This is a genomic window from Methylomonas sp. MED-D, from assembly GCF_050276835.1.
Classification (GTDB): Bacteria; Pseudomonadota; Gammaproteobacteria; order Methylococcales; family Methylomonadaceae; genus Methylomonas; species Methylomonas koyamae_A.
On sequence record NZ_CP189965.1, the window covers coordinates 3,025,474 to 3,043,154 of the forward strand.

At 59.4% G+C, this 17,681-nt stretch carries 19 protein-coding genes; 13 read left to right on the forward strand and 6 right to left on the reverse strand.

Features of this window, described 5'->3' with window-relative positions:
- Positions 1-63: 63 nt before the first annotated feature.
- From ACQE3E_RS13435 to ACQE3E_RS13460, 6 genes are all read right to left on the reverse strand, one after another.
- Positions 64-690 (reverse strand): hypothetical protein, encoded by a 627-nt coding sequence (locus tag ACQE3E_RS13435; protein WP_064030113.1) that lies wholly within the window; start codon positions 688-690, stop codon positions 64-66.
- 5 nt (positions 691-695) lie between these two features.
- Entirely contained in the window at positions 696-1,715 is a 1,020-nt protein-coding gene (locus ACQE3E_RS13440; protein ID WP_313730086.1) for an AAA family ATPase, read from the reverse strand.
- 294 nt (positions 1,716-2,009) lie between these two features.
- Positions 2,010-2,291, reverse strand: coding sequence for a methanol dehydrogenase [cytochrome c] subunit (locus tag ACQE3E_RS13445; RefSeq protein ID WP_064030109.1), 282 nt, complete (start codon positions 2,289-2,291; stop codon positions 2,010-2,012).
- Positions 2,292-2,366: 75 nt separating this feature from the next.
- Positions 2,367-2,843 (reverse strand): cytochrome c(L), periplasmic, encoded by a 477-nt coding sequence (gene moxG, locus ACQE3E_RS13450; protein ID WP_064030107.1) that lies wholly within the window; start codon positions 2,841-2,843, stop codon positions 2,367-2,369.
- Positions 2,844-2,859: 16 nt separating this feature from the next.
- Positions 2,860-3,702: a methanol oxidation system protein MoxJ gene (gene moxJ / locus ACQE3E_RS13455; protein ID WP_064030104.1), complete on the reverse strand. Its 843-nt coding sequence runs from the start codon at positions 3,700-3,702 to the stop codon at positions 2,860-2,862.
- 84 nt (positions 3,703-3,786) lie between these two features.
- On the reverse strand, positions 3,787-5,595 hold the full coding sequence (locus ACQE3E_RS13460) for a methanol/ethanol family PQQ-dependent dehydrogenase (protein WP_064030101.1): 1,809 nt from the start codon (positions 5,593-5,595) through the stop codon (positions 3,787-3,789).
- 483 nt (positions 5,596-6,078) lie between these two features.
- Between ACQE3E_RS13460 and ACQE3E_RS13465 the strand changes: the two genes are divergently transcribed.
- From ACQE3E_RS13465 to ACQE3E_RS13525, 13 genes are all read left to right on the forward strand, one after another.
- Positions 6,079-6,753: a response regulator gene (locus ACQE3E_RS13465; protein ID WP_064030099.1), complete on the forward strand. Its 675-nt coding sequence runs from the start codon at positions 6,079-6,081 to the stop codon at positions 6,751-6,753.
- A gap of 241 nt (positions 6,754-6,994) precedes the next feature.
- Positions 6,995-7,666, forward strand: a complete 672-nt coding sequence (rpe, locus tag ACQE3E_RS13470) for a ribulose-phosphate 3-epimerase (RefSeq protein WP_071158193.1) — start codon at positions 6,995-6,997, stop codon at positions 7,664-7,666.
- 304 nt (positions 7,667-7,970) lie between these two features.
- Positions 7,971-8,621 (forward strand): DUF2076 domain-containing protein, encoded by a 651-nt coding sequence (locus ACQE3E_RS13475; protein WP_313730084.1) that lies wholly within the window; start codon positions 7,971-7,973, stop codon positions 8,619-8,621.
- A gap of 420 nt (positions 8,622-9,041) precedes the next feature.
- Entirely contained in the window at positions 9,042-9,317 is a 276-nt protein-coding gene (locus ACQE3E_RS13480; protein ID WP_064030092.1) for a hypothetical protein, read from the forward strand.
- 30 nt (positions 9,318-9,347) lie between these two features.
- A complete protein-coding gene (hemP, locus tag ACQE3E_RS13485) occupies positions 9,348-9,533 on the forward strand; it encodes a hemin uptake protein HemP (protein ID WP_064030090.1) in 186 nt (61 codons plus the stop codon).
- 74 nt (positions 9,534-9,607) lie between these two features.
- Positions 9,608-10,399 carry an energy transducer TonB gene (locus tag ACQE3E_RS13490; RefSeq protein WP_313730083.1) on the forward strand — a complete coding sequence of 264 codons (792 nt, stop codon included), beginning with the start codon at positions 9,608-9,610 and terminating at the stop codon, positions 10,397-10,399.
- Between the two features lie 3 nt (positions 10,400-10,402).
- Positions 10,403-11,134 (forward strand): MotA/TolQ/ExbB proton channel family protein, encoded by a 732-nt coding sequence (locus ACQE3E_RS13495; protein ID WP_313730082.1) that lies wholly within the window; start codon positions 10,403-10,405, stop codon positions 11,132-11,134.
- Positions 11,134-11,556 carry an ExbD/TolR family protein gene (locus ACQE3E_RS13500; RefSeq protein ID WP_313730081.1) on the forward strand — a complete coding sequence of 141 codons (423 nt, stop codon included), beginning with the start codon at positions 11,134-11,136 and terminating at the stop codon, positions 11,554-11,556. The genes ACQE3E_RS13495 and ACQE3E_RS13500 overlap by 1 nt, the downstream gene beginning before the upstream one ends.
- Positions 11,557-12,286: 730 nt before the next feature.
- Positions 12,287-14,710 (forward strand): TonB-dependent hemoglobin/transferrin/lactoferrin family receptor, encoded by a 2,424-nt coding sequence (locus tag ACQE3E_RS13505; RefSeq protein ID WP_427500656.1) that lies wholly within the window; start codon positions 12,287-12,289, stop codon positions 14,708-14,710.
- A gap of 11 nt (positions 14,711-14,721) precedes the next feature.
- Entirely contained in the window at positions 14,722-14,970 is a 249-nt protein-coding gene (locus tag ACQE3E_RS13510; protein ID WP_064030080.1) for a hypothetical protein, read from the forward strand.
- 146 nt (positions 14,971-15,116) lie between these two features.
- Positions 15,117-15,854 carry a hypothetical protein gene (locus ACQE3E_RS13515; protein WP_071158181.1) on the forward strand — a complete coding sequence of 246 codons (738 nt, stop codon included), beginning with the start codon at positions 15,117-15,119 and terminating at the stop codon, positions 15,852-15,854.
- Positions 15,855-15,925: 71 nt separating this feature from the next.
- Entirely contained in the window at positions 15,926-17,071 is a 1,146-nt protein-coding gene (locus tag ACQE3E_RS13520; RefSeq protein WP_313730079.1) for a ChuX/HutX family heme-like substrate-binding protein, read from the forward strand.
- A gap of 39 nt (positions 17,072-17,110) precedes the next feature.
- Positions 17,111-17,647 (forward strand): HugZ family protein, encoded by a 537-nt coding sequence (locus tag ACQE3E_RS13525; RefSeq protein ID WP_313730078.1) that lies wholly within the window; start codon positions 17,111-17,113, stop codon positions 17,645-17,647.
- The last annotated feature ends 34 nt before the right edge of the window (positions 17,648-17,681 follow it).

Here is a 17,681-nt window from a genome sequence, read left to right on the forward strand (position 1 = left end):
AAACTCGATGCAGCTAGCGGTGGACTTGGATCGGCATGTAGGAAGGATCGGCTCCGCCGGCAGCTATTGCGACACGATGACCTGAACCACCAAACCGGTGACCAGGCAGTAACCGGGCAGCGAATATTTCAGCGGCGCGTTGACCAGCAGTTCGACGACGCCGGAGTAACCGCGCTCATTACGGCTATAAATAGCCTCGCCGACCAGCCACAATAGGGAATCCAGAATTAACAGCGCCACAATCGTAAAAAATCCGACATCGCTGAATAAGAACGACTTGCTGGCGAGCAGGGAAATTCGCTCGTTAGTATCGACAAAATTCGCGGTCAAGATGCCGATCATCAATGCCCCTTCGTCGAAGGCCACCAAAAAAAAGGTATAGGTAAAGCGGCGCATCCGCGCCGAAAACCCGGCCAATCCGGGAAAACGTAGCGCCAGATACAGCACCGGCACACTGAGGCAGAACAGCAGAACGCCAATCACCGACAACAAAATCCAGAATTTGAAACCGACCGCGTCATTCAACGCGCTGGTGTAGTAGGCCGCGTAGGGAATGTCGGAATAAGCATCCAGGGCGCTGGCGATAAACGAGCTGATGATGCCGACGCCCGACCAAGTCAAATAGGTTTCCAATAAATGGCCGAGTCCGGCGTGCGGAATCATGGCGCGTAACAAAGTTTTCCAGTTCATGGGACTCAAGGTGCTGCGATGTGATTGAGGATTTCGCCGACCAAGGCCGGCAACAGCTCGTCGTGACGGTAGGCGTAGATCGGATTCAAGAACAAGCGGTGACTCATCGTCGGCGCGAACACCGCCTGGATATCCTCGGGCCACAAGCTGTCGCGCTGTTCCAGCCAAGCCCGAACCTTGGCGGCGCGGATCAGATAACTCATGCCGCGCGGACTGACACCGGCGTGCAGCAAGCGCTCCATCTCGACATCGCTCAAACTAATCCCGTACGCCTTGGGATCGCCGCTGGCCTTGGCCAGATCCAGCGCGTATTTGCGTAGCGCCGGACTGGTTTGAACGCGTTGTTGAATCGCCTCGCCCAGCGCGTTCAGGTTTTGATAGCCGATACCGGACTCCGCCATGCCGGCGATTAAGGCGTCGACATCGTGAAAGCGCGGATCGAACATCAATTCGTCCAATACCGCATCGTCGCTGGGCGCGGCGATGTTGATTTCCATCAGGAACCGGTCGCGCGCCGCCGCCGGCAATTCGAAAGTTTCTTCGCGTTCCACCCGGTTGCGATCGGCGAATACCAACATGTGCGGCATCCGGTATTCGCGGTTGAACGCGCCAACCGCGCGCTCGGCCATGACCCGCAACAGCAGCGAATGCACTTGCGGCCGGGCTCGATTGATTTCGTTGAAGAAAAACACCGATAACTGCTCGCCTTGCTTGAGCAGCGGACCGGGATCCACGCAAGGCCGGCCGTCCTGGTTCAGGTAGGTGTAGTAAATCAAATCGGCGGGCATCAAATCGATGGTACCTTCGATGCGCTGATAGCGACCGCCCAGTCCCTGCGCGACGGTACGCAGTAGCGTGGTCTTGCCAACGCCGACTTGACCTTCCAGCAGCACGTGACCGCGAGCGAATACCGCGATCAGGAGATTGCGCACCGCCGTCCGCTGGCCGACGACAATCCGGTTTATCTGGTTTTCCAGCGCCAGCGCATCGTCGCGCCGGCTAGCTAGCGTATGTTCGGTGATCATGTTTAGCTTGGCCCGTTACGGGCATATAGGCAAAAAAACTCCGGGCGGTGCCCGGAGCCGTGAGCTTCAGTCTTATCTTGGGCCAAACGCACGGCCTACCCTTGCCGCAAGTCCAGCGGTCCAAGCCTATTCCGTTAGACTGGTCTCTAGGGTTGCCGCCTTCCCTGGCGGCGTCCTAAGGGCCTGGTGACGACGCCCGCGCGAACACCTCGGTGTTCGCCGCCTGCCTTGGTCGAAAAAACACTGGCGATCCGTTCGCGGTCGCCAAGCGGCTTTTAACCGTCTTGCTCGGGCTTATTGACCTTCGACGTCGTAGACGAACTTGCCGGTTTTGGCCAGAATTTCGCTGCGTTTGGCGTTGCGGGCCTCCATTTCCTTGATCGATTGACTTTGCTTGTTCAGTTCGTTGACATCGTGTTTCGGGTCGTATTTGCTACCGGCCACTTGCGCGGGATAACCCGGTTTCGGTTCCCAGCAGTTACCGGCTTCCTTACATTTGGTACCGTCGTAGGCCTGGGCGGACGCCGCCAAAGTCAAAGCCAATGTTGCGCTGCTTAAGGTCAAAAAGTGTTTCATGTTGATCTCCTGATAAGTATTTGGAATTCCGGGCGCGCCAACGTCGCGACGTAGTCAATCCGGAGTGAAGCGACCTTATTTCAACCAGTCCGCCTTTTTCGGGTCGCCTTTGTAGATGTGGCGTATGAAAGCCATGATGTGCAACATTTCGTCCGTGCTGAACGTAACGTACTGAGGCCCCATCATGCCGTTGGCGCCGCCGAACAGCACCTCGAACAAACCCACGTCGGTGGCGTTGCGCGGATAGGTCCAATAGTCGTCGGCCAGTCCCGGCCCCAGCTTACCTTCCGCCTCGTGCCCGTGGCAGCCGGAACAACCGGTCATGTATAGGCTTTCGCCCTTCTTGATAGCCTCCGCGTCGCCGTTGTACGGGTTCTTACCGGTTTGCATGAATTGCTTGAACTTGTCGGTATTGCCGCCCTTCTTGGCAAAACTCAGATCCAGAGTTTCGCCGGTCAAGGCATGGCGCAGAGTGATGTCGGCCCGTGCCGTCGAGACGGCGGCAATCGCCAACATCGCGGCCGCGCCGCTCAAAAAGGTTTTGTATTTCATTTGTCGATGATTCCTGTTAGTTCATGGACAAGGCGGTCTCGGGTTCGTCCAGTAGCGGAATACCTTCCGCTTCCAGCAGTTCGCCGATCTCGTCTTGCTTGTCTCTTACAATTTTGTTCAATTGCTCCAACAACGCGACTTCGCCCTTACGCACGCCGATCGAGGTGCTGTAATGGAAACCGACTTTTTCACCGTCGGCTCGCTTGTTGTCGTCCGGTATCACCGTCATCGTCAACGGGGTATTGGACGCTTTAACGTAACGCGCCGCGGCCGGCCCCCATAACACGGCGATTTCCGCTTTGCCGGTAGCCACTTCATTCACCAGCTTGTCGTTGTCGTACTTGACGTACTGATTGCGCTTGGATTTGAACCCGACCAGCTCTTGCTGATAGCTGAACATGTCGTTGTAACGGCCTATCGCCCTGAGCATGGTTTCCGCCGGCGTACCGGGCGCGAACGCGATGCGCTTGGCGGTTTTTAACGCCGGGCTGTCCCAGTTCCGCAGGTCCAAATGATCTTGCTCGCGGGTAATGAAGACATAGCCGGACCGGTAATACGGCAGCGTGGTCAGCAAACGCGGATCGCCGTGATCGACACCCATCACCACGTCGCACAAGCCTTTGTCGACGAAGTCGCGGATGAAGTAACGCGGATCGGTCCAAGTCACCGCTTCCAGCTTGCGACCCAGTTGCTCCGCAACGTATTGCGCCAGTTTGTTTTCGAAGCCTTCGCCGGCTTTGTTGGCGTAAGGCATTTCGTTTTCCGCCGTGCAGACTTTCAAGGCCGGTGGTTCGGCTTGGGCGCAGGCAGACCCGATACCCAGCGCCAACGCGGTAAAAATATGTATCGCTTTTTTCATGGTTTGGATTTCAGCGTAGGGTGGGCATGCAATACCCACCGATTCGGTCGACCAAAGGTGGGCACGATGTGCCCACCCTACGATTTACAGCGAGAACACCATCACGCCGCCGCCCATTTGGGTGTAATGCGCCAACTCCTTGAACGCACCCACCGCACCGAGACCGGCGGTTGGGTCGGCTAGGTCGAAGACCAAGCCGACGCCTGGCCAGCCGCCGACACCGTAATAAATCGCAACATATTGTTTGTTGTTGTGTTTATAAGTGATCGGATGACCGATGACGCCGGAAGGCAGTTTGAACTTCCACAGTTCCTCGCCGGTTTTGGAATGGCGCGCCTTGATGTAGCCGTCCAAGGTGCCGTAGAACACCAAGTCGCCGGCCGTCGCGGTGGTGCCGCCCCAAACCGCGAATTTCTCCTGAACTTCCCACTCCATTTTGCCGGTGACCGAGTTCATCGCCTTAACTTGTCCCAAAGTGCCTTTCGGACCCGGGTACATGTTCAAAGTCGCGCCGACGAAGAACTGACCCGCGCGGTAAGGCAGCATGAACGGTTCCCAGTCCATGCAGATGTGGTTGGTACCCATGAAGAACAATTGCTTGTTCGGATCGTAGGATTCGATACCTTGGTTGTGGTAACCCATCGCCGACGGACAGATGCCGGTGGCTTGGTGGTCCATGTGTGTCGAATATTCCGGGTCGCGGATCGGCAAGCCGGTTTGCAAATCGACTTTTTTCACCCAGTTGACGGTATCGTCGATTTTGAAGGCATTGATCAAATCGCCATTTTCGCGATCCAGGGTGTAAACCAGACCGTTCCGGTCGGGGTGAGTCAGCAATTTGCGTTTTTTGCCGTTGACCACTTGCTCGGACAAGCCCATGTAGTTGACGCCGGCATAGTCCCACTCGTCGTGCGGCGTTTTTTGGTAGCCGAACTTGGCTTCGCCGGTGTTAACGTCGCGCCCCCAGATGGTCATCGTCCATTTGTTGTCACCGGGCCGCATGGTTTCGTTCCAGGGAGCCGGGTTACCGGAACCGTAGTACAGCATCTCCAGATCGCTGTCGTACGCGTACCAACCCCAGTTGGTGCCGCCGCCGATTTTCCAGGCGTCGCCTTCCCAGGTTTTTTGTCCCAAGCCAAACTGACCGTAATGCGGATTGGCGTTATTAAAGTCTCTCGCGAGTTTCAAGTCTTCGTCGGGACCGGTCGCGTACACCCGCCACGCCTGCTTGCCATCCTTGATGTTGTAGGCCGTGGCATAACCGCGCACGCCCAACTCGGCTCCGGCGGAACCGACGATGACTTTGTCCTTGACGACGAACGGCGCCATGGTCAGAGTCGAACCCATCGCGATGTCGGAATTTTCCATTTTCCACAAAACTTCGCCGGTCTTGGCGTTCAGCGCGACGATGTGACCGTCCAACTGATTCAGAAAGATCGTGGCGGGGTAATCCTTGCCCGCCGGTGCATATGCCAGCCCGCGATTGACGACGTCGCAGCAAGCCACGGCGCGAGCGGCGGGATTTTGCTTAGGCTTGAATTGCCAGAAAATCTTGTCGGGATTGTTCAAATCCAGCGCAAACACGTTATTCGGATACGGCGTATGCACGTACATGATGCCGTCGACGACCAAGGGGCCACCTTCATGACCGTTCAGTACGCCGGTCGAAAACGACCACGCAACTTTCAAATTCTTGACGTTATTGGCATTGATGTCGATCAACTCGCTGAAATGCGTGGAACTGTAGTCCTTGGTCTGCATCACCCAGTTGGTGTTTTGCTTGGACAATTGTTCAAGTTCCTTATTCGCCTGTGCCGATTGCGACACGGCCAGCGCGGCGCTCGTCAATAGAGCCGATGTCGTGACCTGCTTGGCAAATCGTGAAATTTGCATGAATCCTCCTGTGTTGTTTATGTGGGGTGCATGGCCCGACAGATCAGGTTTAAGGGAGCCTTAGGTTAAAAAGCCGATGCGCCGACGACAGCCCCCACCGAAACCGAACGGTGGTGCGCTCGACTTAGGCTTGATCCGGGAACCCGCGGCGAAACCATCGCCTTTTCACATCAGCCGTCTCGATCAAGTCGCACACGAAGACTTAAGACCGGCCGTGCCATGCTGCCGCAAATGGTAAAGAAAGCCCCCCTTGCGGCGTTACGGAAGAATCCATGAAGAAACGGGGAAAATGACAAGAAAATTGTCGAGAAATATTCCCGTACAACCACGCGACACCTCGATCAGAACAGGAAAAGCTCCCATAGTCCGAATCGACGAAAACGGGCATCATGACCATGGGCGGCATCGAAGCCGCTGTGCAAACCCGGATCCGACGCATCAACGCCGCCGGCAATCCAACCCACTTTTTTCCGGCTGAACTCAGTGAATCGTAAAATCAATGTCTTGCTGGTAGACGACCACGCGGTCGTCAGAACCGGTTATAAAACCTACCTAGGTCTATCGGAACGCATCGGCGAAATTTACGAGGCGGACCGTGGCGAAACCGCCTGCCAACTCTATTCCAAGCAGACGCCGGACGTGGTGGTCATGGATTTGTCGATGCCCGGATTGGGCGGCTTCGAGTCGATACGCCGCCTGTTGAGCCGACACCCGCAGTGCCGCATCCTGGTGTTCAGCATCCACAACGAGCTGGTTTACGTGACCAGGGCAATCAAAGCCGGCGCGAAAGGTTACATCACTAAAAACAACGAGCCCGACACCTTGGTGACGGCGGTGTGCACGATCGCCGAGGGCGGTACCTATGTCGATCCGGATATCGCCCAGCAGCTTGCGATCAATATGGCCGTGGACCAGGATGAAGAGACCAAGATCAAGGCCTTGTCGCCGCGCGAATTCGACATTTTCTGCCTGTTGGCGAACGGCTTGACGTCGCGGGAGGCCGCCGAAAAACTCTGCCTGAGTTACAAAACCGTTTGCAACCACGCGACCGCGATCAAGGACAAACTGGGCGTAAAAAATATGGCGGAACTGACCTTGCTGGCCAGCCGGCAAGGCATCGTCAAACCGGCGTCGGACATTAATACGGCTGTCGTCTGAGGGCGGGTATCGTTAACGCCCCCTCTCCTCGCGGAAGAGGGTTCTGTTTTGATTTTTACGACAGCCTCCAGAGGCGAAGTGACCTCGCACTCGCCCCATCCTCGAATCCCAGCTAAAAACCGTCCCGACACGGACTCGCCGAACCTAGCTAGCGCCCGGCTGACTACGGCCAAAAAAACCGAAATTCACCGCGAATACTTAATATAATGTCGGGTCTTCACCTCACCAACAGGATAAAAAAATGGCTGATAATCTGATTGCACCCTCCATACTTTCCGCCGACTTCGCGCGTTTGGGCGAGGAAGTCGTCAACGTGTTGAATGCCGGCGCGGATATTGTGCATTTCGATGTGATGGACAACCATTTTGTACCGAATCTGACGATAGGCCCCTTGGTTTGCGACGCGTTGCGCAAGCACGGCGTGACCGCGCCGATCGACGTGCATTTGATGATTGAACCGGTCGATCGCATCATTCCCGACTTCGCCAAGGCCGGCGCCAGTTACATCACCTTCCACCCGGAAGCCTCGCGCCACATCGACCGCAGCCTGCAAATGATCCGCGACCACGGCTGCAAATCCGGCCTGGTCTTCAACCCGGCCACGCCGCTGTCCTTCCTCGACCACGTCCTGGACAAATGCGACATGATTTTGCTGATGTCGGTCAACCCCGGCTTCGGCGGCCAGTCCTTCCTGCCTTCCGCGCTGCCTAAATTGCGCCAGGTCAGAAAAATCATCGACGACAGCGGTTTGGACATCCGCCTGGAAATCGACGGCGGCGTCAACACCGCCAATATCCGCGAGATTAAGGAAGCGGGCGCCGACACCTTCGTCGCCGGTTCGGCGATCTTCGGCAAGCCCGATTACAAAGCCGTCATCGCCGAAATGCGCGCCGAATTGGCGAAAGCCCAGTAAACCGTCTCTCCGGCGAAAGGACCGAGCCCGCAACGCTTACCCAGTCCGATTCGCTTCAGTCTGTCGCTGGCTTATGGCCGGCGACAACGTCTTCGCTTGGCCGACTCCCGTGCCCGGCTCAATGCGTGCCTGGCTCTAAGTTCACACCGCGTAATTCGTGACTTTCCCAACACCACGCGAGATCGCCGTGCTATTGAAAATCCGCCAGCCATCCCCAGATCGTTGGAAACTTTATGCCGAACCGGCAGTCAGTTGCGACACCGGCCGCGGGGCCGGCTTATTTTAACGTCAGGGAGCCATTCCGATGAATCCACAAGAACGCGATCAACTTACCCAGTTTTTGAAACCCTTGAGCGAATTCAAATTGACCGCCAAGGACGCCGAAGCCGAAGTGCTGATCGCCCAGGTAGTCGCGCGACAGCCGGATGCCGCCTACCTGTTGGTCCAACGCGCGATGTTGCAAGACCAAGCCCTAAACGCCGCGAAAGCACAAATCGCCGAGCTTCAAAACCAATTGCAGAACACGCCGCAACGCGGCGGATTTTTGCAAAACGACCCGTGGGCGCAACCGGCCGGCGCGGGCGTTCCGGGTGCCGGCAGCTACCAGCCCCCTAGAACGGCGGCAATGCCGTCGCAAGCGAGCAGTTTCGGCGGCGGTTCCAGTTTTCTCGGCAACATCGCCACCACGGCGGCTGGGGTCGTGGCGGGATCGTTTTTGTTTCAAGGTATCGAAAGCCTGTTGGGGCACCACGGTAGCGGCTTCGGCGGATCTGCCTGGGGAAATCACAACGGCGCCAACGAATTGATGCCGGAACAAACAGTCATCAACAACTATTACGGCGACGACGCAATCCAAACCGCCCAAGCGGACGATAATCGCAACGACTATTTGGTCGGCGACGATAGCGGCTATGACGCCGATGCCGTCGATGACAGCGATTCCGACTGGATTTAACCAGCACAGAGACCTTTCTTCGCGCGCCCGCCGATTCGTCGGGCGCGCCTCACCACCCCGTCACCAACAATCCGTTACCGATCGCGTCAGCAAACAGGCTCAGTCAGGTCCATTGCTGCCCCCTCCGTCACCGAAATACCCGCAACTCCGGCCATTTCCAAACTCACCGGGTACTAACTTACGGCGACATTCGCACACCAACGTAAACGCGTCGCTCTAAACCCTCGAATCCTGCAAACGCAAAGTCTTTTAAGCCCCTTTTACGATATCCCCCAAAAATTCCGCTTGACTCGAATTTGAGAATCATTATCATTTGTAACCGACAGTGTTCTCTCGTCCTGTCACGCCGCACCTGCACAACTTGAACACGTTAAACAGCGTGCGGCGTTTTTGATCATTTCCAAAGTTAGCGGAGGCATCATGTTCGACGATCAACTATCCAGCCCGGCCCACGGCCGTGAATTGACGCAGCTACACACGATGACCTGCTTGCTAATGACCCAATTCATCAACGGCCGGCATTGCCCGAAACTAGCGCACCGCATCGTCAGCCAGCTGGCGCTGCTGTTAAGCCATCCGCAATTGGACCATACCGCCGCCAGTCGCGATATGTATTTACAACTGCACGACCACTGGCAGCGCGTGACGGGCTTATTGCTTGATCGGCGGGACGGCGGCCTGCCGCGATACCAGTAAATTCGTCGCGACCCATTCCGGAAGAAACCTATGACTGAAACCAACACCAACCCAACGGCAAAAACCGCCGGCGCCAATGCCGAGGCCTTGCGCAACCGACCGCGACTGAACAGTCGCGCGCTGTTCGGCGCCCAAACCGAGATCGTCATTGAGCACCAAGGCGAAGAATACCGACTGCGCATTACCAGCAACGGCAAACTGATTTTGACCAAATAGCGCGTTCCATCCACCTCAGCCAGCCACCCTCCGGTAGCCAGCCAATCTTTTCCACCCTTGACGGAGAGGCTGCCATGTTACCGACCCACCGCTTACGTTCGCTATCCTGCCTGGCGCCGATGCGCTTTTTGCCGGCCGAGCGTCCGTATCAATCCGCGGCCATCACCGCACGCACCGCTGAAATCAACGAAAGCGGCTTAGGTTTGGTTTTGGCAATCGGACTGCATCTGACCTGGTTCGGCTTGATGCCGAACAGTGATACCCAACCATCGCCGACGCCGCCGCGCCCCATCATGGTGGAATGGATCAATAGCGCCCAACCGGCATCGGAGCCGCCGCAAGTCCAGCCAAAACCGCCGGTCCCGACACCGGCCAAGGCGGTCGCCAAAACCAAGGCCGCCGCCAAACCGCTCAAGCAACCGCGTCTAATCGCAGCGGCCAACCATGAATCCGCCTCAAGCGTCGCGCCGGAACCCATACCGGAATTGCCGCCCGCCGAATCCGCGCCAAACCCCGCAATCACCCCTTCGGCGCCCGCGCCGACATCCGCGCCAGCGGAAACCGCCAACGCCTCCGCGCCGTTGAGCCTACCTAACCTGAACGCCGATTATCTAAACAATCCGGCGCCTACCTACCCCCCCGCTTCTCGCCAACTGGGCGAACAGGGCAAGGTTCTGCTCCGGGTCCTGGTCAACGGCGGCGGCGGCGTCGACCAAGTCACGTTGCGCAAAACCAGCGGCTACGACCGCCTCGACCAAGCCGCGCTGGAAACCGTCAAACAATGGCGCTTCGTGCCCGCCAAGCGCGGCGAACAAACCGTCTCCGCCTGGGTCGTGATACCCGTTTCATTCTCTCTGGAAGGATAAACCATGGAACTTAACCAAAGCCTCAATCACTTTCTGAGCCAAACCGACAGCGTCGGGGCCGGCTTGTTCGGCCTGCTGCTGACGATGTCGGTGGCCAGTTGGTATTTCATCGTCGTGAAAGCGTGGCGCGCCGTGCGCGTGCGGCGCCAGGCCGACGACTTCCTACGTCGATTCTGGAACGCGGACACCTTATCCGAGGTCGCGAGCCAGGTACGAGGCCGCGATCCATTCAGCAACCTAACCCGGCATGCGCTGGCGGCCAGCCAGCACCACGCCCGCCACGGCCACGGCTTGCAACAAGCCGGCTCGGCGAGCGACTTCCTGACCCGAGCCATGCGCCGCACCATCGACGAAGAAACCGCCCAACTAGAATGGGGCCTGACTGCGCTCGCCTCGATCGCCAGCACCGCGCCTTTCGTCGGTCTGTTCGGCACGGTGTGGGGGGTTTATCACGCGCTGGTCGGTATCGGCCAAGGTGGACTGGCAACCTTGGACCAAATCGCCGGACCGGTCGGCGAAGCCTTGATCATGACCGGCCTGGGCTTGGCGGTCGCGATTCCGGCGGTGCTGGCTTATAACGACTGCGTGCGCGGCAATCGCCTATTGCTGTCGCGCCTGGACGGCTTCGCCCACGACCTGTTTGCCTTCCTGACCACCGGCAGCGCGCTGAATCCGGGCCAGATCCCCGCTCAGCCCATCGGCGCGGAACTGGCTTACGTCGGCGGAGAACGCTAATGGCATTCGGCGGCTTCGATAAACAGGGCGCCGGCGGTCACACCGTCGCCGAAATCAACATGATCCCGTTGATCGACGTGATGCTGGTGCTGTTGGTCATTTTCATGATCACCGCGCCGATGATGACCCACGCGGTGAAAATCGACCTGCCCAAGGCCAGCAGCATTCCGCAACGGCCCGAGCAGCCGCCGATCGCGTTGTCCATCGACGCGGACGGCGGGATTTTCTGGAACCGAGACGCCATCGACCGCGACGAATCTCGGCGACGCCTGGCGGAAATCGCCCAATCGCCCGAACAACCGGAACTGCATGTGCGCGCCGACCAAAACGTGCCGTACCGTTTCGTTGCCGAGACCTTGGCCGATGCCGCCAAGGCCGGCGTCACCCGAATCGGTTTCGTCTCCGAGCCGGAAAAACCTTAACCCGCGCGGCCGGACCGCGATCCGGCCAACCCGCCACCCAGCCTTCGACCGCCAGGTAGCCGAATACTCGAGGACAACGCTAGTCTCACGGAGCACGCATGCGAATTCCGATGTTATCGGTACCGCTCCCGGCGCGGAACCCGAGCACTGATGGCAAGGCTGCCGCGAACCGCCGTTTGAACAGCGCGGCGGTCGTGACTGCGACGGATGCCGACCAGGATAGGTCGGCCGACAAGGATGTCACCCTTCCGTTTGCCGCCAAGCCATCGAACGGCCCGACGACGCCATGGCGTCTCCGGCTGATAGAGAAAGTACCGATTTATTAATGCTACCTTGTCAGATTCTCGGTAGTGCTCGTCATTTCGGCAGGGATTGCCGAAATCCAGACCCCACGGACGGATCGAAGCTTGCCATCCATGGCACTGGATGCCCGCGTCCCGGCGGGCATGACGGCATTGCTTAAATCTGACAAAGTAGAATTAACCCGGCCCTTATAAACACCGTTCGCCCCGAGCCTGTCGAAGGGCACGCCAGCCTGGGCTTAGCCGAACCCAGCCCGAACGGAAATACCCGTGATAGATGGGGCCGCTTTATAAATCGGATTGGCCGACCGGCCAACTTGACGACGACACGGCCCAAACGGCCTGTCGACATTGTTTGACCTTTAACCCCGTCAGCCCCCTAGCCAGCGTGCCAGGCAGCCAGCGATTCCGACTGCTTGCGACAACACATGGTTGACATACACGAATTTTCGACGATACCCGCTATCCGACGCCGCTATCCGAAGCCGCTGCCCAAGCGGGATGCGCGGCATTGCCGGCTGTGCCTGATGCTGTGGCTGCTGGCCGGCCCGACACACGCCGAAGAGCCTTCCACGGACGCGGCGGAAGACCTCGAGCTACCGACAGTCACGGTCAAATCCGCCGCGGAAGTCCAAAAGACCGCCTCAGCCGGTACCCAATCGACGATAGAAGCGGCGACGATAGAGCAACGCATGGTCCGCGACATCAAGGATCTGATTCGCTACGAACCCGGCGTCAATGTCGGCAGCGATCCGCAACGTTTCGGCTCGACCGGCTTCACGATACGCGGACTAGGCGGCAACCGGGTATTGATGCAGATCGACGGCGTGCGCCTGCCGGATAGCTTCGGCATCGGCTCGTTCGCCAATTCAACCCGCAACGCGGTGGACATGGACGCGCTGAAAGCGGTCGAGATCGTACGCGGCAGCGGCCCGGCGGCCTATGGCGGCGACGCGCTGGGCGGCACCGTCAATTTCGTCACCAAGGACCCGCAAGACTATTTAAAGGTATTCGGCAAACCCAGCTATACCGGCCTGAAATTGCATTACAACACCACCGACAACCAATTCAGCCAAACCGGCACCGCCGCCGGCGCGCTGGGCGGCTGGGAGGGATTGGCGGTGTTCACCCACAGCCACGGCAACGAAACCGACAACCAAGGCGGCATCGACAGCCGCGATGCGCGGCGAACCCTACCCAGCCCGCAAGACAATCAGGGTTACAACCTGCTGGCTAAATTGCTGTACCGCTTCAACGACGACAACGTGCTGCGGATCAGCGGCGAATGGCTGAACAAAGTCTCGGAGTTCGACGCGTTGTACGGCCAGAATCTGGACATCAGCAACCGCTTCGTCAACCGGATGTTGACCGACGACGACCAATCGCGTTGGCGGCTGGCACTGGACCACACGCTGAAAGCCGTGCAAACGCCGCTGTTCGACCAAGTCTTCTGGCAGTTTTACACGCAACGCTCGGCCACCCGCCAGGTCACTTTTCAGGACCGGACCTCCAACGCCAACGGCCACGTATTGGTCGAACGCATCTTCGATTTCGATAACCAGGACTTAGGCGGCCAACTGCGACTGGACAAGCATTTCCAGTTCGCCGTCGGCGAGCACGATCTGCAATACGGCGGCCAGATCAGCAAAAACAGCGTGGCCCAGCAGCGCGACGGCACCCTAACCTGCCTGACCGGCAAACCGCGTCCGCCGCGCCAGGGCGGCGTCACCCCGGAGTGCGGCAACGGCAAGGGTACCGTCACCCATACGATACTGCCCGACGAATTTCCGGTGCGCGACTTTCCGCTCAGCACCGTTACCAAGGCCGGCGCTTACCTGCAGGACACGATAGGCCTATTCGACCGGCGCGTCGAACTGATCCCCGGCGGCCGTTGGGAATACTACCGGCTATTGCCGAAAAGCGATTACCTGTTCGAAAAGGCTTCGGCCCAAGCCGTCGCGGAAGGCGCGGCCCCCATCGTACCGACCATTAAGGACGCCGAAGCCTTTCTACCCAAATTCGGCGCGCTGCTGCATTTGAACGCCACCTTCACGCTGCACGGCCAATATAGCCACGGCTTCCGGGGTCCCAACTTCAGCGACAGCAATCTGGGCTTTACCAATGCCACCTTCGGCTACACCACGATACCCAACAGCGCCTTGACTCCGGAAACCAGCGTCGGCGCCGAAGTCGGCTTGCGCGGCCAGGGCGGCGCCGGCCAATTCGACGCGACCTTGTTCCGCAACGACTACGAGGACTTCATGTACGACGCGACCATCTGCGACCAAGGCAGCGGCTGCCAATACCTGACCTTTCAAACCGTCAACAGCCCCGATCCGATCCGCATGCAAGGCGTCGAATTCAAGAGCCAAGTATTTCTGGATTGGTTTTGGCCCGAACTGTCCGGCGCCAGCCTGCTGCTGAGCGGCTCCTACACCGAAGGTACCAATCTGCGTAGCGGCCGGAGCGACGATGTCGCGTTGCGTAAGATCAGTCCTATCAAGGGCGTGGTCGGCCTGCGTTACGATCGAGCCGCCGGCGATTGGGGCGGCGAACTGATCCTGACCCTGGTCGGCCCCAAGCAGGCGGCCACGGCGCCGGCCGACGCCAGCTATTTGACCAGCGGCTACGGCGTCGTCGATTTCAACGCCTATTACCGGATCAATCCGCACGTCAGCCTAAACCTGGGCGTGTTCAACGTCTTCGACAGCCGTTACATCGATTGGGAAGACGTGGACACCCAGGAAAGCAATCCGCACCGAAATTTGGGTCCGTTCGCCAATGCCGACATCCGCGACCGCTATTCCCGGCCCGGCCGCAACCTCGGCGTCACGCTGAAAATCGCTTACTGAAGAGAACCACGATGAATCATAGCCACCGGGCCAACGGCCCGAAAAAACAACTGGAAGCCTTGTTCGACGAACTGTTGCACCACGACGGCTTCGGCGAACTGCGCGTGGAAATGCGCCTGCTCAAGCGCGGCCAGAAGGAAGTCATCATTCATTGCGGCAAGCAATACCGCTATGTCGTGGATTTCCAGTCCCGCTACCGGCCGCCGACGGAACTCGCCGCGCCGCCGCGCGAGCGGGCTGGCCTGGACGAAACCTCATGAGTTTTTCCCATCCGCCACCGCCGATGGCGTCAGCCATCGTGGATCGCCGGCTCGGGGCCGAAGCGGCGGATCGTATATTCGGCAATACCCGCGCACCGTCTTCCTGGCGAAGAGCTGCGTTCACATTCATTCAAAGGACATTACCCATGAAACACTTGCATCAATCGACCCTGATCGCCAGCCTGCTGGCCGTTGCCGGCATCGCCAACGCCGATTACACCAACAATCCCGATCCCTACGCGGCCGGCTACGGCTTCGACACCCCGAGCGAAGCCGCTTGGGGCGGTTGGGATCGCGGCGACACCGGCACGCTCTACGCGGAATGGGACACCTTCGTCGACAGTTCCTACCCCGGCACTCGCACTGCCGCGCCGGACGTCGGCAGCGCCGGCACCAGCAATGCCAATCTGGCCTGGAACAGCGGCACCTTCGTGGCCGGCTCGGGCAATCTGTACAGTTTCAGCGTCGTCGAAAACTTCGTCGCCTCGCTGAGCGGCAGTACTTCCGGCGCCACCCGCGCGGTGCTGCAATTCGAAACCTGGGGCGTCGAAGCCAATTACTCCAGCATTCTGCTCAACGGCGAGGCGCCGACCTATACCGCGCAGACCTACTACGATCCGGCCTACGACAGCTCGTTCGGCGCGGTCGCGCTGGTGCAGTATCTGGCCTTTTGGGATCTGCCGACCGCGGCGGCCAGCTATCAATTCACGTTCGGCAGCGCCGAACCCAGCCTGAGCCTGGGCCAAGTGGCAATCGACATCGGTCCGCTGACTACCTCGGGCGGACCGATTTCCAACGTGCCGTTACCGGCGGCGGTTTGGATGTTCGGTACCGGTCTGATGTCGCTGCTCTACGCGAACCGCCGTAACTCCCTGGCCGCTTGATGCGACCGCCGCCTTGCGCGAGCCCCCCGCCGCGCAAGGCGGCCCCTTCCTCGACCTGTAGGAGATTCGCTATGCTAAACACTCAATTGACCCAAGACGCCACCGCGCCGGACACCTTAAAAGCCGCATGGCGCGAATTGCTAAGTTGCCGGCCGCACCTGCGGATACGCGACGCGGCCGCCACGCTGGGCGTCAGCGAAGCGGAACTGTTGGCCACGGGCTGCGGCGACAACGTCATCCGGCTGCAAACCGGCGACTGGCCGGCGCTGCTGAGCGGCGTCGCCGCACTGGGACCGGTGATGGCGCTGACCCGCAACGCCGCCGCCGTCCACGAAAAAACCGGCGAATACGCTCGGCCGGAAGCCCACGGCCGGCTGGCGATCGTCGCCGGCCGCCGCATCGACCTGTGTCTGGCGCTAAGCGACTGGTATTGCGCTTACGCGGTCAGCGAAGCGTCGACCGACGGCCCGCGCCGCAGTCTGCAATTCTTCGGTGCCGACGGCGAAGCCGTCCACAAGATATATCTATTATCCCAACCCTTAAAGACCGTTCGCCCCCAGCCTGTCGAAGGACGAACGACCTCGGGCTTAGACGAACCGAGCCCGAACGGAATGCCCTCGAGCAATCGGGCCGGGGTCATAAACCAAGGCGCGAATATCCAAGCCTATTGGGATCTAGTCGAGCGCTTTCGCGCCGCCGATCAGTCGACACGGCTGGAACTGCCCGCCACCGCGCCCGGCGCGCCGTGGCTAAACCCGCAGCCGGAGTTGCCGGCCCAATGGCAGCGCTGGACCGCATTGTGGCGCCACGCCGAAACCCGGCAAGCGGCCGCGTGCCTGCCGGCCGGGCTGTTTCGGGATTTCGTCGGTCGACTGGCGCAAGCCTTGCTGCCTATCCACATCCTGACCGCCAGCCGCGCCGCGTTGCAAGTCCATGCCGGCCCGGTGCAAAACCTGCGGATTACCGGTCCCTGGTTCAACATCCTCGATCCCCAGTTCAATCTGCATTTAAACGAGACCGCCATCGATCACTTGGCGATCGCCGAACTAGCCTTCCGCCACCAACGCTTTAGCGGCCTGCTGCTGCGCGACGGCGCCGGCCGAACCGTCGCGGCGCTATGCGGCGAATTCGACGAAGACGCCGGCGAGAGTCCGCCGTGGCGCGACTTCCTGGCGGCACTACAGCGCTCGGCATCCCCAAGACCAACCCAGGTCTAGCCCGACCACTTTGTCATTTTTTCCCGGAGAACTTTTATCATGAACCACCCAAACATCGATCTCGACCAAGTCCGCGCCGCCTGTCAAGCCCTGCCGCAAAGCTTCGACTCGGTGCTGATGGCGACCGTCGGCGCCGCCGGCGAACCGGAAGCCAGTTACGCCGCCTACGTGCGCCACGACGGCGACTACTACATCTACGTCAGCGAACTATCCGCCCATACCCGTAACCTGCTCGACAACGGCAAAGTCTGTCTGCTGTTCGTCGAGGACGAAGCCAAGGCCGCGCACTTGTTCGCCCGCCAGCGCGTGACCTACCACTGCGCCGCCGCCGAAATCGACCGCGATACCGCATCCTTCGAATACCTGATGAGTCTGTTCGAGGAAAAATTCGGCGCCTTCATCCGCCAATTGCGAAAAATGCAGGACTTTCATTTGTTCCGGATACGGCCGCAACGCGGCAGTTTCGTGCAAGGTTTCGCCCAGGCGTTCGCGATCGAAGGCGACGACTTGGCGCAAATCCGCCACGTCAACGACGTCGGCCACCAGACCCGCGAACCGGCCGAAGCGCCGGCATAGGCGGAGCGACTTTAGCCGCGAGCGAGGCAGCCTA